This is a genomic window from Ewingella sp. CoE-038-23 (assembly GCF_040419245.1).
Taxonomy (GTDB): Bacteria; Pseudomonadota; Gammaproteobacteria; order Enterobacterales; family Enterobacteriaceae; genus Ewingella; species Ewingella allii.
The window spans coordinates 93,524-119,876 of sequence record NZ_JAZHOH010000003.1 but is presented as its reverse complement, the minus strand read 5'-3'; the positions used below and the strand labels follow the sequence as shown (position 1 = coordinate 119,876).

The 26,353-nt window shown below is 50.9% G+C and carries 18 protein-coding genes and 6 pseudogenes; 10 read left to right on the top strand and 14 right to left on the bottom strand.

What is annotated here, in order from left to right; translation table 11 throughout:
* Positions 1–850: 850 nt before the first annotated feature.
* Positions 851–1,375 carry a hypothetical protein gene (locus V2154_RS24135; protein WP_353504343.1) on the bottom strand — a complete coding sequence of 175 codons (525 nt, stop codon included), beginning with the start codon at positions 1,373–1,375 and terminating at the stop codon, positions 851–853.
* Positions 1,376–1,609: 234 nt separating this feature from the next.
* A protein-coding gene (locus V2154_RS24130) for an IS1-like element IS1A family transposase (RefSeq protein WP_103215986.1) occupies positions 1,610–2,307 on the bottom strand; the annotation gives its coding sequence in 2 pieces (ribosomal slippage) (positions 1,610–2,058 and positions 2,058–2,307; 699 coding nt in all).
* An 83-nt stretch (positions 2,308–2,390) separates the two neighbouring features.
* Between V2154_RS24130 and V2154_RS24125 the strand changes: the two genes are divergently transcribed.
* Complete coding sequence (locus V2154_RS24125) at positions 2,391–2,537, top strand: DUF2474 domain-containing protein (protein ID WP_353504342.1); 147 nt, start codon at positions 2,391–2,393, stop codon at positions 2,535–2,537.
* Positions 2,538–3,066: 529 nt separating this feature from the next.
* On the opposite strand, the gene V2154_RS24120 is transcribed toward V2154_RS24125, so the two are convergent.
* The 4 genes from V2154_RS24120 to V2154_RS24105 all read right to left on the bottom strand — a co-directional run bounded on the left by V2154_RS24120 (position 3,067) and on the right by V2154_RS24105 (position 9,005).
* On the bottom strand, positions 3,067–3,984 hold the full coding sequence (locus V2154_RS24120) for a bestrophin family protein (RefSeq protein ID WP_353504341.1): 918 nt from the start codon (positions 3,982–3,984) through the stop codon (positions 3,067–3,069).
* A 73-nt stretch (positions 3,985–4,057) separates the two neighbouring features.
* On the bottom strand, positions 4,058–6,796 hold the full coding sequence (locus V2154_RS24115) for an ATP-dependent Clp protease ATP-binding subunit (protein WP_353504340.1): 2,739 nt from the start codon (positions 6,794–6,796) through the stop codon (positions 4,058–4,060).
* Between the two features lie 87 nt (positions 6,797–6,883).
* Positions 6,884–7,876 (bottom strand): mechanosensitive ion channel family protein, encoded by a 993-nt coding sequence (locus V2154_RS24110; RefSeq protein WP_353504339.1) that lies wholly within the window; start codon positions 7,874–7,876, stop codon positions 6,884–6,886.
* 148 nt (positions 7,877–8,024) lie between these two features.
* Positions 8,025–9,005: an IS5-like element IS5 family transposase gene (locus V2154_RS24105; protein WP_000019402.1), complete on the bottom strand. Its 981-nt coding sequence runs from the start codon at positions 9,003–9,005 to the stop codon at positions 8,025–8,027.
* A 559-nt stretch (positions 9,006–9,564) separates the two neighbouring features.
* Between V2154_RS24105 and lldD the strand changes: the two genes are divergently transcribed.
* The gene (gene lldD, locus V2154_RS24100; protein WP_001572339.1) at positions 9,565–10,743 is read left to right on the top strand and encodes an FMN-dependent L-lactate dehydrogenase LldD; all 1,179 of its coding nucleotides are present in this window, start codon (positions 9,565–9,567) and stop codon (positions 10,741–10,743) included.
* A gap of 418 nt (positions 10,744–11,161) precedes the next feature.
* Here lldD and V2154_RS24090 read toward each other — a convergent pair.
* Positions 11,162–12,135, bottom strand: a pseudogene (locus tag V2154_RS24090) (IS5-like element IS903B family transposase).
* Between V2154_RS24090 and V2154_RS24085 the strand changes: the two are divergent.
* A complete protein-coding gene (locus V2154_RS24085; protein WP_353504338.1) occupies positions 12,115–12,663 on the top strand; it encodes an MCP four helix bundle domain-containing protein in 549 nt (182 codons plus the stop codon). The pseudogene V2154_RS24090 and the gene V2154_RS24085 overlap by 21 nt on opposite strands.
* A 190-nt stretch (positions 12,664–12,853) precedes the next feature.
* Here V2154_RS24085 and V2154_RS24080 read toward each other — a convergent pair whose 3' ends face one another.
* Complete coding sequence (locus tag V2154_RS24080) at positions 12,854–13,765, bottom strand: LysR family transcriptional regulator (RefSeq protein WP_353504337.1); 912 nt, start codon at positions 13,763–13,765, stop codon at positions 12,854–12,856.
* A 387-nt stretch (positions 13,766–14,152) separates the two neighbouring features.
* Here V2154_RS24080 and dld point away from each other — a divergent pair, with 387 nt between their 5' ends.
* Positions 14,153–15,880, top strand: coding sequence for a D-lactate dehydrogenase (gene dld / locus V2154_RS24075; RefSeq protein WP_353504352.1), 1,728 nt, complete (start codon positions 14,153–14,155; stop codon positions 15,878–15,880).
* A 328-nt stretch (positions 15,881–16,208) separates the two neighbouring features.
* Here the strand turns inward: dld and V2154_RS24070 are convergent, their stop codons facing one another.
* Positions 16,209–17,432: an IS91 family transposase gene (locus tag V2154_RS24070; protein ID WP_353504335.1), complete on the bottom strand. Its 1,224-nt coding sequence runs from the start codon at positions 17,430–17,432 to the stop codon at positions 16,209–16,211.
* 224 nt (positions 17,433–17,656) lie between these two features.
* Positions 17,657–18,121, bottom strand: a pseudogene (locus V2154_RS24065) (IS5-like element IS5B family transposase); the annotation flags it as partial.
* Here V2154_RS24065 and V2154_RS24060 point away from each other — a divergent pair.
* The 4 genes and pseudogenes from V2154_RS24060 to V2154_RS24045 all read left to right on the top strand — a co-directional run.
* A pseudogene (locus V2154_RS24060) lies at positions 18,120–18,677 on the top strand (methyl-accepting chemotaxis protein); the annotation flags it as partial. The pseudogenes V2154_RS24065 and V2154_RS24060 sit on opposite strands and share 2 nt — an antisense overlap.
* A gap of 566 nt (positions 18,678–19,243) precedes the next feature.
* A pseudogene (locus V2154_RS24055) lies at positions 19,244–19,450 on the top strand (aspartate-alanine antiporter-like transporter); the annotation flags it as partial.
* Positions 19,443–19,796 (top strand): AAA-type ATPase lid domain-containing protein, encoded by a 354-nt coding sequence (locus V2154_RS24050; RefSeq protein WP_017146595.1) that lies wholly within the window; start codon positions 19,443–19,445, stop codon positions 19,794–19,796. The pseudogene V2154_RS24055 and the gene V2154_RS24050, both read left to right, overlap by 8 nt.
* 119 nt (positions 19,797–19,915) lie before the next feature.
* The gene (locus V2154_RS24045; RefSeq protein WP_001572325.1) at positions 19,916–20,989 is read left to right on the top strand and encodes an FUSC family protein; all 1,074 of its coding nucleotides are present in this window, start codon (positions 19,916–19,918) and stop codon (positions 20,987–20,989) included.
* A gap of 116 nt (positions 20,990–21,105) precedes the next feature.
* Here V2154_RS24045 and V2154_RS24040 read toward each other — a convergent pair.
* Both V2154_RS24040 and rclA read right to left on the bottom strand, forming a co-directional pair.
* Positions 21,106–21,803 (bottom strand): IS1-like element IS1A family transposase gene (locus V2154_RS24040; RefSeq protein ID WP_100214959.1). Its coding sequence is split into 2 segments (ribosomal slippage): positions 21,106–21,554 and positions 21,554–21,803, totalling 699 coding nucleotides; the frame shifts between segments, so codons are not numbered across the junction.
* A 97-nt stretch (positions 21,804–21,900) separates the two neighbouring features.
* On the bottom strand, positions 21,901–23,226 hold the full coding sequence (rclA, locus tag V2154_RS24035; RefSeq protein ID WP_004117991.1) for a reactive chlorine resistance oxidoreductase RclA: 1,326 nt from the start codon (positions 23,224–23,226) through the stop codon (positions 21,901–21,903).
* 108 nt (positions 23,227–23,334) lie between these two features.
* On the opposite strand from rclA, the gene V2154_RS24030 reads away from it, so the two are divergent.
* Positions 23,335–24,032 (top strand): IS1-like element IS1A family transposase gene (locus tag V2154_RS24030; RefSeq protein WP_249415720.1). Its coding sequence is split into 2 segments (ribosomal slippage): positions 23,335–23,584 and positions 23,584–24,032, totalling 699 coding nucleotides; the frame shifts between segments, so codons are not numbered across the junction.
* A gap of 19 nt (positions 24,033–24,051) precedes the next feature.
* On the opposite strand, the pseudogene nthA reads toward V2154_RS24030, so the two are convergent.
* Together nthA and V2154_RS24020 are read right to left on the bottom strand one after the other, a co-directional pair.
* Positions 24,052–24,611: pseudogene (gene nthA, locus V2154_RS24025) on the bottom strand (nitrile hydratase subunit alpha).
* 105 nt (positions 24,612–24,716) lie between these two features.
* Complete coding sequence (locus tag V2154_RS24020) at positions 24,717–24,947, bottom strand: amidase family protein (RefSeq protein WP_024193449.1); 231 nt, start codon at positions 24,945–24,947, stop codon at positions 24,717–24,719.
* A gap of 12 nt (positions 24,948–24,959) precedes the next feature.
* Between V2154_RS24020 and istA the strand changes: the two are divergent.
* Positions 24,960–26,084, top strand: a pseudogene (gene istA / locus V2154_RS24015) (IS21 family transposase).
* The last annotated feature ends 269 nt before the right edge of the window (positions 26,085–26,353 follow it).

Below are 26,353 nucleotides of genomic sequence, written 5' to 3'. Positions count from 1 at the left end.
TGACCATTTTCGCCCAGCGGCGGGGCGGATACCACGGCAAAAACTCGTGGACGTGATCGGTCATCGTTTCCGACTTATGGAATTATGCCATAAATCGGAATCAAATAATTTAGCGAGTTGCAAAGAGAGGATCCAAAAAGGATCCTTCACGTGCTGTATTTAGTGGCTAAAGAGGGTTGTGAACACCAGATGGTGGGGTTTAGGCCAAAAACCCGCCCGGGGGGCGCGGTTGCCGGTAATAGCAGAAAACGGAATGGGGTTGGTCCGGGGTGGCAAGTGGCTAGATTTCACAGAAGAGGGGGCTATTTCGGGAAGTGGGATTTTCTCATCATTTCATAGTCGGAATGCAGCTACGTGAATTCTGAAAACTTTCGGGGGGTATAAAGGCTGAATTTTTTAATCACCGCAATCTGCGTCACGATCTACCAGAATAAATACCGAAATGGCGTTCGGTCGTTTTATAGGGGGGCGCCTATACGGGAAAAACCTAACCTATGGGGGAATCGGGCGGACAGCAACGCCCCGTCGCTGCCGCCTGACCGGACCAGACGGTATGCAATCCTCTGAATCCAAATACATTATATCGCAGCAACCGGCAAAACCCTCCCTTTGACGTCTACAGAAAATCCCCCAACGATAAGCTGGCAAAAACCGCAATATCTGGTTTTTTCGTAAGAGATAAACACTAGATATAGTTTTATCCACAAAAGCGGGGGATAAGTCTGTGGGTAATTGGGCTTTCTTCTTTAAACCCCAATGCATTGGAAAAGGGTGCCGGCAGCCTGGCTTCACCCCAGTGGGTAACCAACGTGCTCTGCGTTGAGTAACACCCTCCGGAACTTTACCTAAGTCAAAGGAAGATAAATCCTTTCGTCGTCAGCAGGGGACGCACACCTAAAGGTACAGTGAGGTTATATTTACCTATATTATTTTCTACATCATAGGTCTCGTCTAAATCTAAAATAACCTCTCTTTCACATAACTCAGGAATATCACGGCACAGACTGGCGATAATGTTCGTTACATTATAAATGGATGTATATAAATCAAAACCACCTGAATATAATTCTCCCTTATGCGGAAATTGTGGATCATTCGAAAACCCGTCTAAATTATCAAACACATAGCTTAAATCATGGCAATAGTTAATCAGCGACTCTTTTTCTCCCTGCTTCCAGAGTTGCATCTTCCCTGACATAAACTCACGCAAAGCCTTGGCAACGATGTGTATAGGGATGATTATCATTTCACCATGGCTAAATAACATGTTCTGATGATCAAAGAATATGCGGATCTCGTCAATATCACCCTGGTGATGATAATAATTACGTAAATGCTTAAGGATTTTGAACTCAGGATAATCGTTTAAATCCATTTCAAAATCTCGTTTCAGTCTGTCATTTAATGAATGAAGGCTGCTGAAAAATGTGTAAAGAGACCGCCCATTTCTCTTATGAGCGTAGGTTATGTCCATTAGCTCAAGGCTGCTTTCGAAAAATCTGTCAATATACTTTAGGTTGTCCATTTTCTTACCCAATTTGAATTACCGGCTACGTATATAATCGCTCACTAAAAAGACCACTCATCACGTCTGGGTAATGACTCCAACTTATTGATAGTGTTTTATGTTCAGATAATGCCCGATGACTTTGTCATGCAGCTCCACCGATTTTGAGAACGACAGCGACTTCCGTCCCAGCCGTGCCAGGTGCTGCCTCAGATTCAGGTTATGCCGCTCAATTCGCTGCGTATATCGCTTGCTGATTACGTGCAGCTTTCCCTTCAGGCGGGATTCATACAGCGGCCAGCCATCCGTCATCCATATCACCACGTCAAAGGGTGACAGCAGGCTCATAAGACGCCCCAGCGTCGCCATAGTGCGTTCACCGAATACGTGCGCAACAACCGTCTTCCGGAGCCTGTCATACGCGTAAAACAGCCAGCGCTGGCGCGATTTAGCCCCGACATAGCCCCACTGTTCGTCCATTTCCGCGCAGACGATGACGTCACTGCCCGGCTGTATGCGCGAGGTTACCGACTGCGGCCTGAGTTTTTTAAGTGACGTAAAATCGTGTTGAGGCCAACGCCCATAATGCGGGCAGTTGCCCGGCATCCAACGCCATTCATGGCCATATCAATGATTTTCTGGTGCGTGCCGGGTTGAGAAGCGGTGTAAGTGAACTGCAGTTGCCATGTTTTACGGCAGTGAGAGCAGAGATAGCGCTGATGTCCGGCGGTGCTTTTGCCGTTACGCACCACCCCGTCAGTAGCTGAACAGGAGGGACAGCTGATAGAAACAGAAGCCACTGGAGCACCTCAAAAACACCATCATACACTAAATCAGTAAGTTGGCAGCATCACCAATGGCATCGGTAATGGAGAGCTCTGCAATGAAAATGATTGATGAAACACCACGTCCATTCTGGAAAAAATTGATGTGGTTGGTCATTATCTGGGCTACCAGTGTGATGGCTCTCGGCGTAGTTGCTACCGTGTTTAAACTTCTGATGACCGCAGCAGGAATGAAGACGCATTAAGCTATCAAGTCGGGTTACCTTGTAACCCGACTTTTTGAACTGACCATTATTTTTGTCTGGTAGAACAAACCGAACTAACTCATCAGTACTTATTCAAACAATTGCAATAACCAGTATCACTAACGCATCTGGCCAGGAGCCAATAAATACCCATAAAATGCTCAAACAATAACCCACTCTAATCATATTCAGGGCTGCTTTCCCATATTATAGTGGTAAATCATTGCCACTAATGTAAACGGAGTCGAAGGTAGAACACTATTACCCGACATCAAGCCAATGAAAGGATAAAAAGACAACCTATCATCAAATAAGCAATGATTAGCAGATACCTGCTAATCATTTGATAAACCGGGTCACCAAAATACCCAGGATTAATGCCATCCCGCGTCGGATGAAAGCATGCACACTAACCAATATCAGATAAACAATGATCTGCAGAAGAGAAAGTTTCTCCGTACATAATTCATCATTTATTGGAAAAACAAACCAAGCATGATATATCTCGATTTTCAATTCATACAGTTTACTATGTCAGGTTAAAATAGCTGTCTGGTTGATGAACGGGTGGTAATGGTTTTTGTCGGGTCATATCCATCAGGTTACGTTCTATTGTATTGCAGATGGAATTAAGCGGGAGATCGTTTGAGTCGGTACCAAAAGGTTTCTCTAGCTGCTCAGCAAGGGCATCCCATGCGAGAAAAGCATAAGAAATAAAGACTGATACGAAAGGTGTCATGTAACGTAAATCGGTGACCAGTGCAAACGGTAACATGGTGCAGAAAAGATAGACCGTCCGCTGCAGGATCAATGTGTAAGCAAAGGGTACCGGCGTGTTGGCAATCCTTTCGCATCCACCCTGCACATGGGCAAGCTCATTAATACTATTATTGATGAGTGAAAAATTAATATCACTGATTAGCCCCTGAGTACGTAACTTACCTATTTCGTTACCGAGTAGTAGCAAGATTTTATTAGAGGGATAGGCACTGTTCATAACTGTTAAAAAAACGGACTTAGGAAGTATCTTATACACCTCATAAGAAGCATCATTATTTCTTAGCTGATTCTTTAAACTCCAGCTGAAAGCAATAAGATAATCGGATATCATTTTATGAAGGTTTTTATTCTCAGGGAAAAGGTTAATAATCAGACGCATAATATTGCGTTGTACTATGATCATGGTTCCCCATAACGCTCTTGCCTCGATAAAGCGGCTATAGGTGGCATTATTGCGGAAGCCTAAAAAAATAGCGATGGCGACCCCCAACAGGCTAAAGGGAGCAACGGTCAGATGAACTCCTAGTTGTTCATACCACTGAAACAGCACAATAGCGATAACCGACATCGCTATATTGAGGCAAAGCCGAAAAATTATTCTAGAGAGGACAGAACCATGCCATGCAAAGAGGCGAACAAACCAGTGTTGCGGGGGGCGCACAATCATTAAAATGGGTCCTTAAATGACCATTATTATATAATAGGCCCATAAAATCGGACCTATTATCATTTACAGGTAATCAGCTTGCTTTATTCTCCAGTTTTTTTTGATCGTTGTCATTCCCTTTTTCCTGTGTAATTGTCTCCTTGCTTAACATGACGCTGTCGGTACTGGTGTTATAGCTTATGGTTACCGTATCACCCGATTTGAGATTGTCACTGAGGATCTCTTTTGCTAGCTTGGTTTCCACTTCCTGACGGATTTTACGTTTCAGTTCTCTCGCACCAAAATCTGGTTGATATCCAACGTCAACCAGATGTTCAACAAGAGAATCATCAAGCTTGACTGTGATGTCCTGTGCAGATGCCGTACGCTTCAAACGATCGAGCTGGATTTGAACAATCAGACGAATGTTCTCCTGCGACAACGCATTGAACACAATCACTTCATCAATACGGTTCAGGAATTCAGGACGGAAGTGACCTTTTAGCAACTGCATTAGTTCTTCATGGAGTTCCTTAGGCGATTTCTGCTCATCGGAAGGTAATCCGGAGTTAGCCATGATGACAGCAGAACCGAGGTTGCTGGTCGCGATGATAGTGGTATTGCTGAAATCAATTAACCGACCTTTGCCGTCGGTCAGCCGACCGTCATCGAAGACTTGTAGCAGAACGTTATAGACATCAGGGTGTGCCTTCTCGATTTCGTCCAGTAGTATCACGCTGTACGGGCGACGACGCACTTTCTCCGTCAGTTGACCTCCTTCATCGTAGCCAACGTAGCCTGGAGGCGCACCGATCAGGCGGGCGACCGTATGTTTCTCCATATATTCTGACATATCGATACGAATAATGGACTGCTCGTCACCAAACACGGCTTCGGCAATCGCTTTCGCCAGCTCGGTTTTCCCGACACCCGTCGGCCCCAGGAAAAGGAAGGTAGCGATAGGACGATGCGCCTGCCCCAGCCCGGCCCGCGATAGCCTGACCGCGTCACTAACAGCAGTGACCGCTTCATCCTGCCCAACCACGCGCTGACGCAGCGTTTCTTCCATGTTAAGAAGTTTTTTGCGCTCTTCCTGCGTCAGATCCGAAACTGGGATCCCGGTGAGACGCGAAACAACCTCCGCCACTGCGGCAACCGTCACTTCAAGTGTCTCGGAGCCGGTTTTGTTCTTCCAGGCTTCCGTCTGTTTATCCAATGATCCCTGTTTTTCTGAAATTTCGCCTTCAAAACGTTTAACCTCATCAAACAGTTTACGCGACGTGGCGTAATCTCTTTCACGCTTCAGATGCGCAATTTCAGCCTCCAGTTCCTGAATTGGCGCAGGCCGTGAACTGGCACCAATGCGCACTCGCGCCGCCGCTTGGTCGATAAGATCGATGGCTTTATCCGGTAGGAAACGGGAGGTGATATACCTGTCAGAGAGCTCCGCGGCTGCGACAAATGCTTCGTTCTGGAAGGTAACCTGGTGGTGCGCTTCCAGCGTGTCTCGTAGCCCGCGGAGGATAACAATCGTTTGATCCACAGTGGGTTCTTCGACCAGTACAGGCTGAAAACGGCGCTCAAGGGCGGCGTCTTTTTCAATATGTTTTTGGTATTCGTTTAACGTAGTGGCGCCGATCAGACTGAGTTCACCTCGCGCCAGTGCCGGTTTGAGGACATTCGCAATATCAAGACCGCCTTCGCCGCCTCCCTGCCCGGCACCAACAATCGTATGCAGCTCATCAATAAAGAGGATCAGTTCCCCTTTCTTAGCAGTAACCTCATCAATCAACTGTTTGGCACGTTCTTCAAATTCACCACGATATTTTGCGCCCGCCACCAGGGAGTTCATGTTTATTTCTACGAGGCGTTTATCACGTAGAACCTCAGGCACATCACCTTTGACAATCCGCTGCGCCAGCCCTTCAACGATGGCCGTTTTACCAACGCCAGGTTCACCAATCAGAACCGGGTTATTTTTCTTGCGGCGGGCCAGCACTTCTATAGTATTTTCAATCTCCTGAGCGCGCCCAAGCACGGGATCCAGCTTACCTGCCCGTGCCATTTCGGTCAGATCGCGTCCCACTTTATCCAGGTTAGGCGTACCGGTCGGCGTGTCAACCCGCCCATCCTCTGCTCCTTTACCCACGATTTTCACCACTTTCTGGCGAATAGCCTCCGGGGTAATACCATATTTCTTCAACAACGCACCGGCGACGCTATCCGGGACTTCACTCAACCCGATAAGTAAGTGCTCAGGTCCTACATAAGAGTGCCCCAGCTCACGGGAGGCCTGGAAAGCGTACATGAAGGCTTTTTTCAAACGGGGTGAAATGGAGAGGTCGCCTGGCCCCCCCCCGGTTTCCGTCGCGCCGCTGTAAGCATTCTGATCGATGTAACTTTTAATATCCTCTGGGGAGATTTTGAGATCTTTAAACAACGCTGCACACACGTCGGCATCTGCCAGAACGTACAGAAGATGTTCGGTGTCCAGCTCCGTACGATTGAGCTGGTGAGCCTTTTCGGCTGCCTTTTGTAGCAGCTCCAGAGACTGCTTACTGAAGGTTTCCGTCGTATCAATCGACTCCCGTGGCACCGCACCGAAGATATCGTCTTCACTCCCATCGCGGATATTATTACCGAAGCCGTTGAAGAAACCGGAAAGTCCCCCACGCCCCAGTAAGGAATCAAAAGGGTTCAGAATATTCTGGTGCCGCATCAACTGACGGTGATCATAATCACAAATAGCAATCGTTTTTCGTTGACCATTCTGGACGAGCGTAACTTGGCTGGTAGCCGGTCTTACCTGACAAATATCACATAATGTTGGCATTATTCGCCTCCTGATGTAGAAAATGGGTAACACCCAGTGAGACCCATATTTAAGCGTAGCAGAAGGCACCAAAGACATTATACGAAGTTATGAAACATCATGGACCTTCAGATTAAACAATGAAATAACACTAATCAGGTGAGAGATTATCTCCGTCTGCAGCGTTTCATAGGCCGTCCATTCTGTAAGACGTGTAAAAGCATAAATTTCGACGGGCAATCCATAAGCCGTCGGCTGCAGCTGCCTGACCATTAAGGTCATCTCGGTGCAGATGGATCCATGTTGACGCAAATACGCTTTGGCGTATTCCTGGAACAGCTCAATATTCGTCTCAAGCGGAGTCTTCACGTTGGTGAAAAGCGCTAACGTGACGTTTTTGATGATGGCCTGTTTTTCGTCAGGCGTAATAATATGGACGGTCTTGATGTCGATATTGATATTTCTCTGGAGCCGTCTGGCACTGTGTTCAATCATATATCGCCAGTTTTTAAACGAGCCAGAAACCAGGGTGTAGGTTGGAAGGGTGGTGATACTGTTATCAAAATTAAGCACCTTCACTGTGGTCAGACCGATATCTTGTACGACGCCGTTGGCTCCCAACTGCTCCATTTCAATCCAGTCTCCCGGCTGGAGCATATCATTCGCGGAAAGCTGTATACCGGCAACCAGACCAAGCAGCGGATCTTTAAACACAAGCAGCAGCACCGCTGCAATTGCGCTTATACCACTGAGCAGAATAAGTGGCGATTTATCCAGCATCATGGACAGCAGAAAAAGGCAATAGATCAGGGCCCCGACCAGTTTGAGACTCTGTTCAATGCCGCGATAAGGTAGCCCCCTCAGCTGGCTATTGGTTTTTAATAAATCGCCGGCGACATCAATAAATGAATAGAAAGCCAGCAACGCGAACGTCAGAGTCCAGATTCGAGCCCCTGCTAGGATGACATCCAGCACCCTGTTTTCCGTGCTCACGATAAAAGAAAGCTGGCCCGCCAGCACCGCTCCTTGCAGAGTTAAGACAACATAACGGAAGAAATGATGATGGGTGATTACCGCCAGCTTTGAGGACTTGCGTTGCAAAGGGAAGGTGCGAATAAGCGGGGAAATTCTTCTCGGCTGACTCAGTCATTTCATTTCTTCATGTTTGAGCCGATTTTTTCTCCCGTAAATGCCTTGAATCAGCCTATTTAGACCGTTTCTTCGCCATTTAAGGTGTTATCCCCAGTTTTTAGTGAGATCTCTCCCACTGACGTATCATTTGGTCCGCCCGAAACAGGTTGGCCAGCGTGAATAACATCGCCAGTTGGTTATCGTTTTTCAGCAACCCCTTGTATCTGGCTTTCACGAAGCCGAACTGTCGCTTGATGATGCGAAATGGGTGCTCCACCTTGGCCCGGATGCTGGCTTTCATGTATTCGATGTTGATGGCCGTTTTGTTCTTGCGTGGATGCTGTTTCAAGGTTCTTACCTTGCCGGGGCGCTCGGCGATCAGCCAGTCCACATCCACCTCGGCCAGCTCCTCGCGCTGTGGCGCCCCTTGGTAGCCGGCATCGGCTGAGACAAATTGCTCCTCTCCATGCAGCAGATTACCCAGCTGATTGAGGTCATGCTCGTTGGCCGCGGTGGTGACTAGGCTGTGGGTCAGGCCACTCTTGGCATCGACACCAATGTGGGCCTTCATGCCAAAGTGCCACTGATTGCCTTTCTTGGTCTGATGCATCTCCGGATCGCGTTGCTGCTCTTTGTTCTTGGTCGAGCTGGGTGCCTCAATGATGGTGGCATCGACCAAGGTGCCTTGAGTCATCATGACGCCTGCTTCGGCCAGCCAGCGATTGATGGTCTTGAACAATTGGCGGGCCAGTTGATGCTGCTCCAGCAGGTGGCGGAAATTCATGATGGTGGTGCGGTCCGGCAAGGCGCTATCCAGGGATAACCGGGCAAACAGACGCATGGAGGCGATTTCGTACAGAGCATCTTCCATCGCGCCATCGCTCAGGTTGTACCAATGCTGCATGCAGTGAATGCGTAGCATGGTTTCCAGCGGATAAGGTCGCCGGCCATTACCAGCCTTGGGGTAAAACGGCTCGATGACTTCCACCATGTTTTGCCATGGCAGAATCTGCTCCATGCGGGACAAGAAAATCTCTTTTCTGGTCTGACGGCGCTTACTGCTGAATTCACTGTCGGCGAAGGTAAGTTGATGACTCATGATGAACCCTGTTCCATGGCTCCAGATGACAAACATGATCTCATATCAGGGACTTGTTCGCACCTTCCCTAGGTCAAGCTTCATCAGGTAAAATAATCGAAAAAAAACAAGCGCTTTTCCGCCATCCACAGCAACACATGCGCAACGACTTTTTCAATCATATCGATGACAACGCTCTCGGTGATTCCCATCTGCTCCATTTCTTCTCGACTGAGATGATTTTCTTTAACTGAAGTCCTGACGTTAAAAATACCCACTATACTTGGGGGGCTGGTTTGTTTGTTCCTTTTTGGCGATTGACCACATCGCACAATCCGGGCTGAGTACCTTCAAAGTTATCTACTTTCCGCGCAGTTATTTATCAAATATTGCTGTCAGAGAATGAACACATTTTCAGCAGAAATACTTCATCAGAAAAATCACCAGCGTTTAAAAAACAGGTTATTCCCTTTCTGCATGACCGGGATTCTAAAATTTCATTTCCCCCCTCATTTCATTGGACCTATAGTCTATCTGCCTACAGAACATAAATTTAGTTAAGATCTATAAGGAAAGAAAAATGATCGTTTCAGCTCCCGCCGATTATCGTGAGGCCGCCCGTCATCGCCTTCCTCGATTTCTGTTTGATTATATTGATGGCGGCGCAGTAGCAGAAAATACCATGCACGCGAACTCAACTGAACTCGCCTCAATTGCGCTGCGTCAGCGGGTGCTTTGTGGTGTTGGCGACCCGACGCTGACGACTAATATCCTTGGAACGTCATGGGCAATGCCGGTCGCGCTGGGTCCTGTAGGAGCCACTGGCATGTACGCACGGCGCGGCGAAGTCAAAGCGGCGCGAGCCGCAACCGACGCCGGCATCCCTTATACCCTTTCCACGGTATCGGTATGCCCGATAGAAGAAGTTGCGCAGCATGCCTCCGGAGAGCTCTGGTCACAGCTGTACGTGCTTAAAGATCGCGGTTACATGCGCAATGCTCTCGAACGCTCGTGGGCCGCAGGGATGAAAACGCTGGTTTTCACCGTCGATATGCCCATCCCCGGCTCGCGCTATCGCGATAATCGCTCGGGTATGTCCGGACCGTGCGCCACTCTGAGACAATATCTGCAGGCCTGTACCCACCCCCGTTGGGCCATAGACGTTGGGCTGGCTGGCAGACCCCTGTCGTTTGGCAACATTGAAACCTACACCGGACACAAGATGACGATGGACGACTATATGGGGTTTATAAGCAATAACTTCGACCCCTCCATTGCATGGCACGATTTGGAGTGGATACGCGACAGCTGGAAAGGGAAGCTGATTATCAAGGGTATCCTTGACCCTGAAGATGCAAAGAATGCCGTCCGTCTGGGCGCTGATGGCATTGTGGTTTCTAATCACGGGGGCAGGCAGCTTGATGGCGCAATTCCAACGGCCAGGGCGCTACCTCGGGTGGTAGATGCCATCGGCGATGATCTCACGGTTCTGGTCGATTCAGGAGTGCGTTCCGGGGTGGACGTTATCCGGATGCTTGCCCTTGGCGCAAAAGGGGTACTGCTGGGACGTTCATATATTTATGCGCTGGCGACGGCAGGAGAAGCTGGTGTCGCACACCTGCTGCGCCTGTATGCTGAAGATATGAAGGTAACGATGACTCTGACGGGCGCAGCATCACCGGCGGATATTCACGCTGACTGCCTCGACCGTTTAGAGAAAGATATGGCGCAGCTAGCCAGGACGCATTCTGGACAATAGAACCATGAGACCAGACCCACGCTATGCTTACACGGGTCTGGTCGCCCACTAAAAAGTTTACTGGAGTTCAGCGAGAATTTTTATCGGGAAAAACGCAGCCGATGAAAGAGTGCACTGAGCTATCCAATACCACCATGACAGGCGTCACCGTCACTCCCAGTCGCTAGTGTAGAGCGGATTTTTTAATCACCAGATTTTTACATTTTTCTGAGCTATCTTTGCCTGCCAAAAAACCAGCCATTGCGTTCTGCAGGCTTTTCTGACGATCGTTGGCGCACCACACCCGCTCCGAATCCTTGATGGATGGCGGCCCCACCGTCAGAAATGACATTGTCAGGCCGGCACCAGTATATGTTTGACGTGGCTTTGTTGAATAAATCAGATTTCGGGTAAGTCTCCCCCGTAGCGGGTTGTGTTTTCAGGCAATACGCACGCTTTCAGGCATACCTGCTTTCGTCATTTTGTTCAGCGCTCGTACCAGGGCCATAGCCTCCGCAACCTGACCATCGTAGTCACGCAGCGTCAGTGAACCCCCGAACAGCTGTTTTACCCGGTACATCGCCGTTTCCGCTATCGAGCGACGATTGTAATCTGTTGTCCATTTCCACCGCGCATTACTCCCGGTCATTCGCTGATTAGCCACTGCACGGTTACGGTCTGCATATTCACCGGGCCAGTAACCCGCACCTTTTCGGGGAGGGATAAGCGCGCTGATTTTCTTACGCCGCAGTTCATCGTGACATAGCCGGGTATCGTAAGCGCCATCGGCGGCGGCTGACCTGATTTTCCGGTGGGTTTGCCGGATTAACCCGGGGAAGGCCTCTGAGTCCGTAACGTTGTTCAGCGACAGGTCAGCGCAGATGATTTCATGTGTTTTACTGTCAACGGCGAGATGCAGCTTACGCCAGATACGGCGGCGTTCCTGGCCATGCTTTTTGACTTTCCACTCGCCTTCACCGAAGACCTTCAGCCCGGTGGAATCAATTACCAGGTGTGCGATTTCACCCCGGGTGGGCGTTTTGAAACTGACATTAACCGACTTTGCCCGCCTGCTGACACAGCTGTAATCCGGGCAGCGTAGCGGAACGTTCATCAGAGAAAAAATGGAATCAATAAAGCCCTGCGCAGCGCGCAGGGTCAGCCTGAATACGCGTTTAATGACCAGCACAGTCGTGATGGCAAGGTCAGAATAGCGCTGAGGTCTGCCTCGTGAAGAAGGTGTTGCTGACTCATACCAGGCCTGAATAGCTTCATCATCCAGCCAGAAAGTTATGGAGCCACGGTTGATGAGGGCTTTATTGTAGGTGGGCCAGTTGGTGATTTTGAACTTTTGCTTTGCCACGGAACGGAACGGTCTGCGTTGTCGGGAAGATGCGTGATCTGATCCTTCAACTCAGCAAAAGTTCGATTTATTCAACAAAGCCGATGAACGATAATACCCTGTCGAATACCGATTCTTTAAACGATATCGTGAAGGATGGACGGCAACAACTCGCTCGAGGCAGAAATGATTTTCTGCTTTTTAACTCTCAGACCGTCAGCCCGGGAACCAACCTGAGCAGCCTCGATGCGCTTAAACGCGATTATTTGGCCTACGCTGATGTCCTTGATAAAGCGTTAACGCTTACGGAGCAGGGAAAACTGGATGACATCCTACGGCTACGTATTCAGGATTATCAGGTATCCATGCAGGATAGCTATAATCGCTGGCGCGTCACTTATGAAGACGTAAGTCGACGGGGGATCAGTGAAAATCAGAAAACCTTTACAGAAATGCTGTGGACTATGGGGGGTCAGTTTGGATATAGTGAATTATTGTACGGTAAGCCTGTTTTTTTGGACAGGTTTACCTCTAGCAATAGGGTGTACTCCCGCGCTATACGCCGTTTCCCGTGGATTTTGTCTAATCGGATAACCTAAATACGATACGGAATACGCGATAATTTAAAAGCGATAGCCACTGGCACTAAATCAATCCCTTATGGGTTGGCGTGGTTAAATAATGCGCTAAACGTATAATAATTTCCGATCTCCAAACTGCCCCCCTCAATCAGCGGTTGCAGAATAGATACTGGTTTTTCAGTCGGGTGGCGGCGGTTGCCACTGATCGCTAAGGTTTGGCGTCGCTTCTAGAGCGCTGTTTGGCGATGGTTCGAAGGATGCCTACCAAGTTTTGGACGGTAGCTGACTTCTCACGTGGTCGGTGCACCAGTGCAATGGTCGTCCTAAGCACCTTGTGCTTGATTTTCTGATAGGTCACACCGGTCGCATGTATTTGTCGAATGGACTCGGGGATCAGTGTCACACCGAAGCCGGCCGCAACCATGTTCACGGTCGAGGAAATCTGCGGAGATTCCATCTCGATCTGCGGTGAGAAACCCGCAATGCGGCAAGCACTGATAATCGAGTCATACAGGTCAGGGCCTATGTGGCGAGGAAAGAGAATAAGCGGATCGCGCGACAGTTGCGCCAGTTCAATGCTTCTCAAACGGCCCAGGCGATGACCCGATGGCAGGACCGCGACCATTTCCTCCTCAACCAGAGAAACGGTGTCGAGGTCCCGACAATTCAATGGGAGCCTAACCAAAGCGCAATCGACCTTGCCATCCATGACTGTTTCGAGAAGCGTTGTGCTATTGCTCTCTTCGGACTTGATCGAAACGCCCGGATAACCCTGGCGAAATTGACGCATGACCGTAGCCACCAAGGGATGAAAGACCGTCGATCCGGCAAAGCCGATGGACAAACTGCCACTTTCGCCTCTGGCAGCCTTCTTCACCTGTACTAGTGCACGGTCGGCATCTTCAAGTATGCGTCTCGCGCTCTCCCTGAAGATGGTGCCAGCCTCAGTCAGCTCTACTCGTCTCGGATAACGGAAAAAGAGCTTTGTGCCGATTTCCCGCTCAAGCTTGATGATCTGTTGGCTTAGGGGAGGCTGGGCGATGCCGAGTCGCTCTGCTGCGATGGTGAAATGCAGATGCTCGGCCACGGCCAAAAAATACCGCAACTGGCGAAACTCCATGGTATGTCCTCCGGTTCAAGGTGCGTGCGGGCGAAAGCCCAAGACTCCAGATCAGCCATCTGAGCATGGCGGCTTCAGTGCCTGCACCGTATGCGCGTGTACGGAAACGAGGCCGAGCGGCGCACGCCGTCATCTTGGGCACGCCTGCACCCAAATGGAGGGAGAGCGCACGGATACGACCAGCATACCTCGACCAACTTGTTTTCGATATGTTTCTCGTCTTGAAAACGTGTCTATGAAGTATTGGATCGAATCGCGACATGCTCCTAAGCTGACAACATCATCAACAAAGGGCGGTTTTTCTCGTAGGCCAACCAGAGCAGATCCTTGATCTCTGTGCCCTTCGTTTGACGCCCTTAAACAAATAAGGAGTCTCTCGTGTCCTCAATGCTTGAATGGCCCACGGCCGCTTCGGTCCAACCGGCTGGTGACCGCAGCCTTCTCGTCTCCAACTTGACGGCCATCGTCGGCCGAAAAAACGTTTTGACCGATGAAGCCGCGACGAAACGCTATCGAACGGGATTCAGATTTGGCACCGGCAAGGCTCTGGCAGTCGTCAGGCCCGGGTCACTTGTCGAACAATGGCATGTACTGAAGGCCTGCATCAATGCCAACGTGATCGTTATCTCGCAAGCGTCCAACACGGGACTAACGGGTGGTTCAACGCCCGACGGTAACGACTATGACCGCGACATCGTCATCGTCAGCACCATTCGCATGAAAAAGGTCTATCTGATCGAGGGTGGTACGCAGGTTGTCTGCCTACCGGGTGCGACGCTCGATCAGCTTGAGCAAAAGTTATTGCCCATTGGGCGGGAACCGCATTCTGTCATCGGCTCCAGTTGCATCGGCGCCTCAGTATTTGGCGGGGTATGCAACAACTCGGGGGGCGCGCTGGTTCAGCGCGGCCCGGCGTATACGCAGATGTCGGTATTCGCACGCGTCGATGACGAGGGACATTTACACCTGGTCAATCATCTCGGAATCCGTCTGACTGGGTCGGAGGAGGACATCCTGGGACACCTCGACAGCGGTGATTTCTCCGACTCTGACGTCGTTCACGACGCTGGAGCAGGGTCAGATCACAACTATGTCCAGCATGTCCGCGAGATCGACGAGGACACGCCGGCCCGCTTCAATGCGGACCCTGGACGGCTGTACGAGTCCTCCGGATCCGCCGGCAAAGTCATGGTGTTTGCAGTGCGCCTGGACACATTCCCGATCGAGAAGAACCCCCAGGTATTCTATATCGGTACAAACAAGACCGACGAGCTGACCGATATCAGGCGGCAAGTACTCGGCAAATTCAAGCATATGCCGATCTCTGGCGAATACATGCATCGCGATGCGTTCGAAATTGCTGAGAAGTATGGGAAAGATACCTTTCTTATGATCCATTACCTCGGCACGGCGAGATTGCCAAAGCTGTTTGCGCTGAAGGCCCGATTCGATACTATTTTTGACCGAATCCCCTTTCTGCCAGCGCACCTGACCGATCGCTTCATGCAGGCAGCAAGTCACCTGTTCCCGAATCATCTGCCGGCGCGCATGAAAGACTTCCACGAGAAGTTCGAACATCACTTGCTACTCAAAGTCTCGGCGGAGGGCACGGACGAGGCCCGAAGCTTTCTCAAGGACTACTTCTCCACGGCGACCGGTAGCTTCTTCGAATGTACGCCCGAAGAAGGCGACAAAGCTTTCCTGCATCGTTTCGCGGCAGCCGGCGCAGCCAACCGCTACCGTGCGGTACACGCCCGGACCGTGGAGAACATTCTCGCCCTGGATATCGCATTGCCACGCAACAAACGGGACTGGTTCGAGAAGCTGCCGCGGGAGATCGAGACGCCAATCATCCTCAAGCTCTATTACGGCCACTTCCTCTGTCACGTGTTCCACCAGGACTACATCGTGAAGAAGGGCAACGACTGCATGGCGATCGAGCACAAGATGTGGAAGTTGCTGGATCAGCGCGGTGCCGAATACCCAGCTGAACACAATGTCGGACATCTGTATTACGCCAAGCCCGCCCTGCGCAATCACTATCAAGGGCTGGACCCCTGCAACTGCTTCAACCCCGGTATCGGCCACACGTCGAAGTTCACTAACTATCGCTAGCCTGAGGCCGACACGCCAGCAGTACGGGTTGCTCCGAAGCCAGCGGCGCCATGACCGTCGGACCATGAATGGCTTGTAGGCGCTCTAGCACCTGCTTGGGAAGACGGCTTCTAAGGGAGCCGCACACATACACACGAAAAGTAACTCAGCTCAGCTATCGCTCATGCCGATGGTTGCTGGACCCTTGATGGTTAGGAAACTCAATCGACCCTTATTGGGTTTCCTAACCATGAACTGTGGCAAGGAAGAACCCCAGATGGTGCGGGCTGTCGCAGAGTAATGCGGGTAAATGCCAGTTTTGCTGTGTTTTTAAGCTAAAACCCATTTTTCAGGCGCACTTATCCAGATCCGGCGCTTGAAGCCATCGTTTTTTAGCCATCCGATGCAGCCTGTCGGACAGCATTTTGGTGGCGTGTTCACCCGCCATGGCGCCGGCAAAACGCAGCCGGCCTTTGCAGAGGATGCACTGGTACGGATCGGTGCCCAGGAAGCCCTTCATAAGTACTGCGAACCCGGGCCGCTTCGGTTTTTCCCGTACCGTCATTTCCAGCGCATTGTAGACCTTCGGCAGCAGCGAGCCTCGCTTGCGGTTGGCCAGAAAACCGTAGTACCGCACCATTTTAAAATGCCGCGCCGGGATATGGCTGACGTAACGCTGCAGCATCTCCTCCTGGCTGATTTTCTGGCGTTTGTGCTGCTGCGTTCGGTGGTCGTAATACTGATGCACCACGGCACCGCCGCGGTAGTGGCGCAGCTGAGAAGCGGCCACCGGCGGGCGCTTCAGATAACGGCCCAGGTATTTCACGCTGCGCCAGGCGCCGCGGGTCTTTTTGGCGAAGTGCACTTTCCAGGCACGGCGATACTGGGCATGCAGGTAACGGTGCCACCGGTCTTCATTACGGATATGACCGAGGCCCGGCAGGCCGCCGGGGTTGATTTGCGCATAGTTGTCGCGCAGCAGGTAAACCACGGCGTTGCGCCAGATTTGCTCTACCTCTTTCTTTTTAAAGAACAGCTGCCGCCAGGTGCTGTGTTTGATGTCGAGGCCGCCGCGGGTGACGGAGACGTGGATATGCGGATGCTGATTCAGCTGTCGGCCGTAGGTGTGTAGCGCGCAAAAGATGCCGACTTCGATCCCCTGTTGGCGCGCCCAGCGGAGCATGGCGCGAGTGGCACAGCGAAACAGGTCATTGAGCAGGGGCCAGTTGTTGTTGAAGAACGGCCACAGCAGGTGAGGCATGGTAAACGTGATGTGCTGCCAGTCGCAGTCGGGCAGGATGTGCTGCTGTTCGGCGATCCACTGCTCAGTGGCCTTGAGGCCACAGCTGCTGCAGGCTTTGGACTTGCAGCTCTGGCAGAAAAAGCGGGAATGGGTGCAGTCCGGTGAGGCGCAGCAGTAACGGCGCACGCCCATGGCGCAGGTGCCGCAGGCGAGCATGCGCTCGACGGCGAGTTTAGTCCAGTCGCTGAGGGCGTCGCCGTGTTTGTCGAGATAGCGGCTCCAGCCGTCATCATGCTGGAACAGCAGCTTTGCCGGTCGGGGAATATACATGGTGCAGAGTCTACAGGGCGGCAGGGAACAGGAAAAGGGCACCGGCGCCAGCGGGCTCACGTCGCAGGCGTGCTCATTTTATGCGGGTGTTGCGGCAGGGGGCATGCGCCCCCGTGCGAGCTATAGGTCAGTCAGACGGCGTCGGCGTCGGCGTTGAGGTGAGGCTGTATCTTAAAGACGGTTGAGGCAGCAGCGCTGCCGTGCTCGCCCCGCAGGGGCGCTACGTTCTTGGTCGAGCTGGGTGCCTCAATGATGGTGGCATCGACCAAGGTGCCTTGAGTCATCATGACGCCTGCTTCGGCCAGCCAGCGATTGATGGTCTTGAACAATTGGCGGGCCAGTTGATGCTGCTCCAGCAGGTGGCGGAAATTCATGATGGTGGTGCGGTCCGGCAAGGCGCTATCCAGGGATAACCGGGCAAACAGACGCATGGAGGCGATTTCGTACAGAGCATCTTCCATCGCGCCATCGCTCAGGTTGTACCAATGCTGCATGCAGTGAATGCGTAGCATGGTTTCCAGCGGATAAGGTCGCCGGCCATTACCAGCCTTGGGGTAAAACGGCTCGATGACTTCCACCATGTTTTGCCATGGCAGAATCTGCTCCATGCGGGACAAGAAAATCTCTTTTCTGGTCTGACGGCGCTTACTGCTGAATTCACTGTCGGCGAAGGTAAGTTGATGACTCATGATGAACCCTGTTCCATGGCTCCAGATGACAAACATGATCTCATATCAGGGACTTGTTCGCACCTTCCCTAAGGAAATTGGTGCCATCATTAATGTTATCGATGGTATTGCGTTTCAGACTAACATTCTCGCCCTTAACGCGGCCGTTGAAGCAGCAAGAGCTGGGGAGCAGGGGCGCGGATTTGCCGTGGTGGCTGGCGAGGTTCGCAACCTTGCCCAGCGCAGTGCGCTTGCGGCTAAAGATATCAAGATACTCATTGAGGCCTCAGTCAGTCGTATTGAAAATGGCTCAGGCTTGGTTAAACGTGCTGGCGACTCGATGTCTGATATCGTCAATGCAGTGACCCGAGTGACAGATATTATGGCAGAAATTGCTGCTGCATCCGATGAACAGAGCCGCGGAATTGAGCAGGTTGGTATTGCGGTTCACGAAATGGACAGTGTGACGCAGCAGAACGCATCCCTTGTTGAAGAGTCCGTTGCAGCGGCGGCGGCACTTGAAGAGCAGGCCGGGTTGCTGCAACAGTCTGTATCAGTATTCAGGCTCCGGGACGACAACCTGGTTGTACCAGCACAGAAAGCGATTTAACCGACTGAACCGCGTTTCCGGTGGCCGTCGGCAGGAAATTGCGACTGGCTACCAAACACTGCCGGAAACGCGGCTGAACGGTTTTAGCCATGAAGCATGGTGTCGTAAACCTCTTTACAGACTGTAGTCTTGTGCCCCAGATCGGCAAAGAGGTTTACGCGGATGCCGTTCGCCTTCCCCACATAATCACTACTGATTAAAAGTAGTCCATCAGGATAATCTGCCTAACTTCCCCCGTTCCGTTCGGAAAACCGAACATAGCATCCGTATTTTTCCGGATAACCGGAATACCTAAAATCACAGCTCACAATTAACCTCCATTTATCAATTACTTATTTTTTATAAAAAGTGGCACGCTCAGTGCAATGACAGAGATGCGATGAACGTTTCATTCATCAACAGACAATGATTCAATTTGGAGAGTTAAATATGACTGTGTTGCAGAAATCCCTTCCGAAAGGGGTCGAATTATTAAAAAATCCAGGTCTGAATAAAGGCACGGCTTTCTCCCAACAAGAACGTCGTACCTTTGGTTTTACATGTTTTTGTTCGCCGTTGGCTATTCTGTGGGACCGCAGTTCATCCGCGCGATTCGTAGCGATGGCATGCCGCAGGTAGTTTTCACGGTGATCGTCTGCCTGTCAGGACTGGGGACCGCGATTCTTATTGGTAAAGGTCTGCATTATGGCGGGCCGATGACGGCAGGGTTGCTGGCTGGAGGATATTCCCCTGTTGTTTAACCTGTTTGTAAACCAGTCATCGATCAGTTTCAATCGCACAGCCCCAGTGATTAAAGAGACAAAACTTCATCAGTTGATGGCCTGGCGTTGGCCCGGGAACGTAAGGGAGTTGCGAAATGAAGCCGAGAGATTTGTTCTGGGCATTAAGAGTACAATCACAATGGGAGATATTTCTTCGGATATCTCCTCGTTCTCACTGATGCAAACCGTTGAATATTTTGAGAGAGGTTTGATTGCCACTGAGCTCGCACGCCATGCAGGTAGCCTTTCTCGTACAGCAGAGTCACTACAGGTAGCCAAAAGTACGTTGTCCGATAAGATAAAGAAATATGGGCTAAAATTTTGAAAAAATGGAATTCATCCAATAATGCAATAAATTAGAATCGTATTGCTGATTTTCGTTGATTCCAGTTGATCATATAGAACCATGAATCATTATGCCCATCATCACCGAGGATTCCCCTTTTGCATTGGTTAGTTCGTCTACGCCTGACCTGGCGCCAGGTCGTCACTGGATTTCCTTCACGTGCGAGGCTGGCAGCGCGTGATGCACTTGCTACTGCACTCGCCTGCCTGCTGTCATGGATACTGGCCGTATGGCTGCTGGGACATGAACATCCTACTTTTGCCATCGTCAGTGCCGTGGTATGTCTTGCTCCGGGCGTACCCAGTCACCTGAAACAAGCAAGAAATCTAGTGATTGGTTGTACGTTCGGTATTGTGATGGGGGAGTTGATGTGGCAGTTACCCGATACTCACCCACTGATTCGGATGTGCGTCGGTATGTTCTTCGCTATTTTGTTTGGTGCCGCCATTGGCCCGGCCCCGGTGGTACCAATCCAGGCTGGAGTATCGGTTGCTTTGGTTCTTGCCATGGGGCCAGAAAGCGCGGGTGGAACCCGTTTGGTGGATGTTTTGCTGGGAGCCTCTGTAGGATTATTATTCAGCCAGGTGCTTTTTACGTCTAATCCATTTAGTGATATTGGGCGTTCAACTTCTGATTTCCTTCGACAACTCGGTAATGGGATGGATCGAATGCTCAGAGCCTGCGAGGTGCAAAGCAGTAAGGGGGCAGAAGCCGCTTTGAGTCAGCTTTCAGATGCTCAGTCAGCTCTGGCAGCTCTTCGTGCCGCTGTAGCTGAAGCACAGGTCAGTAAACGCTGGTCGCTACGGGGTCGGCTACATGCAGAGCGGATTAACATCGTCACGCAACGTTACGACCGCCATGCAATACGGGTATACGCAACTTCCCTTTTATTAGCGGAAAGCATAAGCCGAGCCATGTCGCACACGCATACTCCGCCACCCGCCGCAGTTATGACGTATTGCCAATGGCTATCAGATAACTGCATGGAATTAGCCCGGCAATCAACCGTTTTTGTGCTAAAGGAAAGTGCCCCCCAAGCTTATATGGGCAAGCAGCCACAGAGCACAATCTATAAGTGCGATATATTACCACCAGAATGGCTCATTGTAGAAGATAATGCTAAACAACTGGAGTATGCCTTACAGGTGCTACTGTGTTCACGAGACGCATAATTGTAATGCCGAGATAACTGTATGCTGAACTACTGTTAGTATTTATCGACGTGTGTCACTTCCGTCACTTGGCTGAACAGTGGAAGATCTAATGACAAGTGGGTAATGACTCCAACTTATTGATAGTGTTTTATGTTCAGATAATGCCCGATGACTTTGTCATGCAGCTCCACCGATTTTGAGAGCGACAGCGACTTCCGTCCCAGCCGTGCCAGGTGCTGCCTCAGATTCAGGTTATGCCGCTCAATTCGCTGCGTATATCGCTTGCTGATTACGTGCAGCTTTCCCTTCAGGCGGGATTCATACAGCGGCCAGCCATCCGTCATCCATATCACCACGTCAAAGGGTGACAGCAGGCTCATAAGACGCCCCAGCGTCGCCATAGTGCGTTCACCGAATACGTGCGCAACAACCGTCTTCCGGAGCCTGTCATACGCGTAAAACAGCCAGCGCTGGCGCGATTTAGCCCCGACATAGCCCCACTGTTCGTCCATTTCCGCGCAGACGATGACGTCACTGCCCGGCTGTATGCGCGAGGTTACCGACTGCGGCCTGAGTTTTTTAAGTGACGTAAAATCGTGTTGAGGCCAACGCCCATAATGCGGGCAGTTGCCCGGCATCCAACGCCATTCATGGCCATATCAATGATTTTCTGGTGCGTACCGGGTTGAGAAGCGGTGTAAGTGAACTGCAGTTGCCATGTTTTACGGCAGTGAGAGCAGAGATAGCGCTGATGTCCGGCGGTGCTTTTGCCGTTACGCACCACCCCGTCAGTAGCTGAACAGGAGGGACAGCTGATAGAAACAGAAGCCACTGGAGCACCTCAAAAACACCATCATACACTAAATCAGTAAGTTGGCAGCATCACCTCTGAGACGCCAGAATATTTGTTCTGGCGTCTGATTTTGAGTTTATTTGACTAATGAAAATAGATCATTGAGTGATTCGCTCATCGACGGATGAGTAAATATCTGATCGCGTAATATGCTATAAGGCAGCCCGGCATCCATCACCATTTTCACTATATTGATCATCTCGTGGGAGTCAACACACAGCAGTGATGCCCCTAATATACGTTGGGTTTTATTATCAACAATCGCTTTTAATACCCCACGGGTATCGTTCATCACTCTGGCGCGCGGAATTGCAGCTACAGGCAATGTCACCACCTGAATATCAGCACCACTCTCTCTGGCTTGTTCTTCTGTCATACCAACCCTGGACAGGGGCGGTGTCATAAATACGGAATAAGGCACATTTTTCCGATCATCAGTACTACGTTTGCCTTCACCCAGTAACTCATCACGTACAATGCGGTAATCATCCAGTGATATGTAAGTAAATTGCAGCCCGCCGGTAACATCTCCCATCGCCCAAATATTGTCTGCGGTGGTATGTAATCGCTTGTCAACGACAATTGCCCCGCGCTCGTTTACTGCGATACCGGCATTTTCTGGATGTAACGAAGCGGTAGCCGGTTGACGACCGGAAGCTATTAACAGTGCATCCACCGCCAGTTGGGCGTGCTCGCTATGCACTTGCACTTGATTTTCATGGTGACTGATTCGCTCCACATGGGCATTGAGGATAATATCGACGCCCTGATCGCGTAAAATCGTCGCGATATTATCAGCAATATCCCGATCTTCCCGAGGCAAAAACAGCGAAGCTGCCTCTAAAATGGTTACTTTGCTGCCAAAATTAGCGAACATAGAGGCGAACTCAACGCCAATATATCCGCCGCCCAAAATACCTAAATGCCCAGGCAATTCTTTTAGATTAAGTAATCCGGTGCTGTCATATACACCAGGCGTGGTGGTAATTCCAGGAATTGGCGGAACCACGGCTTGTGCACCGGTATTAATAAAAATTTTCTCGCCATGAATCTCCAGATTTCCCTCAGGCCGATGAACACGCAGGCTATGATTATTGATAAACTCCGCCTGGCCGTCGATCACGTCGATATTGGGCATATCCGCAAGATTATGAAAATTCTTATTACGTAAAAAATTAACCACTTCATTTTTACGCTGTATGGCACGGACAAAATCTGTGTGCTGCTGTGCGTCATGAACCAATGTTTTGGTTGGGATACAGCCGATATTAATACAGGTCCCGCCATACATTGCATTTGATTGTTCGATGAGAGCCACACGCCAACCTGCTTTTGCCAGCGTGACGGCTAATGTTTTTCCAGCCTTGCCAAAACCAATAATAACTGCCTGATATTTATTCATGATGATTTCCTGTCGAAACGCGTTCATTTGATATCATGACTATAGACGCAAAAGGTGATGCTGCCAACTTACTGATTTAGTGTATGATGGTGTTTTTGAGGTGCTCCAGTGGCTTCTGTTTCTATCAGCTGTCCCTCCTGTTCAGCTACTGACGGGGTGGTGCGTAACAGCAAAAGCACTGCCGGACATCAGCGCTATCTCTGCTCTCACTGCCGTAAAACATGGCAACTGCAGTTCACTTACACCGCTTCTCAACCCGGTACGCACCAGAAAATCATTGATATGGCCATGAATGGTGTTGGATGCCGGGCAACCGCCCGCATTATGGGCGTTGGCCTCAACACGATTTTACGTCACTTAAAAAACTCAGGCCGCAGTCGGTAACCTCGCGCATACAGCCGGGCAGTGACGTCATCGTCTGCGCGGAAATGGACGAACAGTGGGGCTATGTCGGGGCTAAATCGCGCCAGCGCTGGCTGTTTTACGCGTATGACAGGCTCCGGAAGACGGTTGTTGCGCACGTATTCGGTGAACGCACTATGGCGACGCTGGGGCGTCTTATGAGCCTGCTGTCACCCTTTGACGTGGTGATATGGATGACGGATGGCTGGCCGCTGTATGAATCCCGCCTGAAGGGAAAGCTGCACGTAATCAGCAAGCGATATACGCAGCGAATTGAGCGGCATAACCTGAATCTGAGGCAGCACCTGGCACGGCTGGGACGGAAGTCGCTGTCGCTCTCAAAATCGGTGGAGCTGCATGACAAAGTCATCGGGCATTATCTGAACATAAAACACTATCAATAAGTTGGAGTCATTACCGGCTTTATTGAAGCCTACGCCGGTAGAGGAGGCCCGTACCAATCATTGAATCACGCCTTACTCTCGCGGCCAGTTGTTCTTCGTTCAGGTTCTCCGTACCAGCCGGGCGTTGCGGCAGTACGAAATAGCAAATTTCGGCATTACTGTCCCAAACGCGAATTTCTTTCTCCGGTGGAAGCTCAGTACCGAACTTCTTCAGCACGCCTCTTGGATCAATCACCACACGGGAGCGGTACTGTGCAGATTTAAACCAGATTGGCGGCAATCCCAGAACCGGCCACGGATAGCAGGAGCACAGCGTACAAACAACGATGTTATGTACCGCATCACTGTTTTCGAGGACGTGAATGACTGCGCCTTCGGCACCTGAAAAAACCATCTCGCTGATGGCAGCCGTGCCATCTTCAAGCAGCTTTTTTTAAATTCGGCATCAAGCCAGGCGCGCGCCACGACACTGGCACCGTTACGGGGACCGATCTTGTTTTCAAAATAGTCCACGATGGCGTCTGAAGTTTCTGGATCGAGCTGACCTTTCTCCGTCAGGAATGACTGAATCGCCCGCACTTTGATGGCATTTTCGGAAGGTAAGACATCATGATTTGATATGCTGACTCCACTGTAAGTGATTCATAACTGATTGCTCCAGCCTGTTGGCTGGAGCAAAGAAAATTAAAGGGCGGGATGAGTGCGATGCCAGTCAGTAACCTGCTGCCACGCCCAGCCAGACTGTATCAATGCGGTTTCGCCAAAATGTGGTGCAACAAGCTGGAAGGCGATTGGTGCGCCTGCAGCAGTACGCCCGCAGGGCAATGTCAGAGTTGGGTGGCAGGTCAAATCAAAAACGCTGGTGTAACGCAGCACACCACTGAACAGTGTTTCGTCCTGACCAAACATGCTCATGAGGACTTTTACATGATAAAGCAAATGCGCCAGCAGGGTGCGTATATTGTTGATATTGCCACTCAGGTTGGTTGCTCTGAGCGGACTGTCAGACGGTACCTGAAATACCCGGAACCTCCGGCCAGAAAAACACGCCACAAAATGGCCAAACTCAGGCCGTTCATGGACTATATCGACATGCGTCTGGCTGAGAATGTCTGGAACGGCGAGGTCATCCTCGCGGAAATCAAAGCGATGGGTTATACCGGCGGACGCTCCATGTTGCGTTACTACATCCAGCCAAAACGTAAGATGCGGCCATCGAAGAAAACGGTTCGCTTCGAAACTCAGCCCGGTTACCAGCTCCAGCATGACTGGGGAGAAGTTGAGGCTGAGGTTGCCGGGCAACGATGCAGGGTTAACTTCGCGGTTAACACGCTGGGGTTCTCACGTCGCTTCCATGTCTTCGCGGCACCAAAGCAGGATGCTGAACATACCTATGAGTCACTGGTCCGCGCCTTCCGCTACTTCGGCGGCAGCGTGAAAACCGTGCTGGTCGATAATCAGAAAGCCGCAGTGCTGAAAAATAACAACGGGAAGATGGTGTTCAACTCCGGGTTCCTGCTGCTGGCCGATCACTATGGCTTCCTGCCACGGGCATGCCGTCCATGAAGGGCCAGAACCAAAGGTAAGGTGGAGCGGATGGTGAAATACCTCAAGGAGAACTTCTTCGTCCGGTACCGCCGGTTCGACAGCTTCGCCCAGGTTAATCAGCTACTGGAGCAGTGGATGGCTGACGATGCCGACAGGCGAGAACTTCGCCAGTTCAGGCAGACACCGGAACAGCGCTTCACGCAGGAACAGGAGCATCTGCAGCCGTTGCCGGATACGGACTTCGATACCAGCTACTTCGATATCCGTCATGTCTCCTGGGATGGCTATATCGAGGTTGGCGGAAACCGTTACAGCGTGCCGGAAAGCCTGTGTGGCCAGCCGGTATCAATACGGATCTCGCTGGATGATGAACTGCGGATCTACAGTAATGAGCAGCAGATGGCATCGCACCGTCTCTGTTCGGCTGCATCCGGCTGGCAGACCGTGCCGGAGCATCACGCCCCGCTCTGGCAGCAGGTCAGTCAGGTGGAACCCGAAATCTGATTTATTCAACAAAGCCGCACCAAATCATCACTCGAAGATATTCAGGCATGGTACATCCGCGGCAAGCCCCTAATTTGTACTGAGGGGCAAAGTGAAAAAAGTTACTTTTTGTTGAAACGACAGTTAGCAATAACCCCCGCTTGCGGGGGCCATACCCACCAGGAGCAAACGCAGAAAGCCCGAGATACTTCTGCTGTACCGGGGGCTGGCGACATTTCAGGCAACACTCATAGTTGACATCCTCCCCGCCCTAAAGGGCGGGGAGGATG

Coding starts and splice junctions, on each gene's coding strand:
- V2154_RS24135 (WP_353504343.1), bottom strand. CDS start 1,375: ATGGATTTAAACGATTATCCTGAGTTCAAAATCCTTAAGCATTTACGT.
- V2154_RS24125 (WP_353504342.1), top strand. CDS start 2,391: ATGAAAATGATTGATGAAACACCACGTCCATTCTGGAAAAAATTGATG.
- V2154_RS24120 (WP_353504341.1), bottom strand. CDS start 3,984: ATGATTGTGCGCCCCCCGCAACACTGGTTTGTTCGCCTCTTTGCATGG.
- V2154_RS24115 (WP_353504340.1), bottom strand. CDS start 6,796: ATGCCAACATTATGTGATATTTGTCAGGTAAGACCGGCTACCAGCCAA.
- V2154_RS24105 (WP_000019402.1), bottom strand. CDS start 9,005: ATGAGTCATCAACTTACCTTCGCCGACAGTGAATTCAGCAGTAAGCGC.
- lldD (WP_001572339.1), top strand. CDS start 9,565: ATGATCGTTTCAGCTCCCGCCGATTATCGTGAGGCCGCCCGTCATCGC.
- V2154_RS24085 (WP_353504338.1), top strand. CDS start 12,115: ATGCGTGATCTGATCCTTCAACTCAGCAAAAGTTCGATTTATTCAACA.
- V2154_RS24080 (WP_353504337.1), bottom strand. CDS start 13,765: ATGGAGTTTCGCCAGTTGCGGTATTTTTTGGCCGTGGCCGAGCATCTG.
- dld (WP_353504352.1), top strand. CDS start 14,153: ATGCTTGAATGGCCCACGGCCGCTTCGGTCCAACCGGCTGGTGACCGC.
- V2154_RS24070 (WP_353504335.1), bottom strand. CDS start 17,432: ATGTATATTCCCCGACCGGCAAAGCTGCTGTTCCAGCATGATGACGGC.
- rclA (WP_004117991.1), bottom strand. CDS start 23,226: ATGAATAAATATCAGGCAGTTATTATTGGTTTTGGCAAGGCTGGAAAA.
- V2154_RS24020 (WP_024193449.1), bottom strand. CDS start 24,947: ATGAGCATGTTTGGTCAGGACGAAACACTGTTCAGTGGTGTGCTGCGT.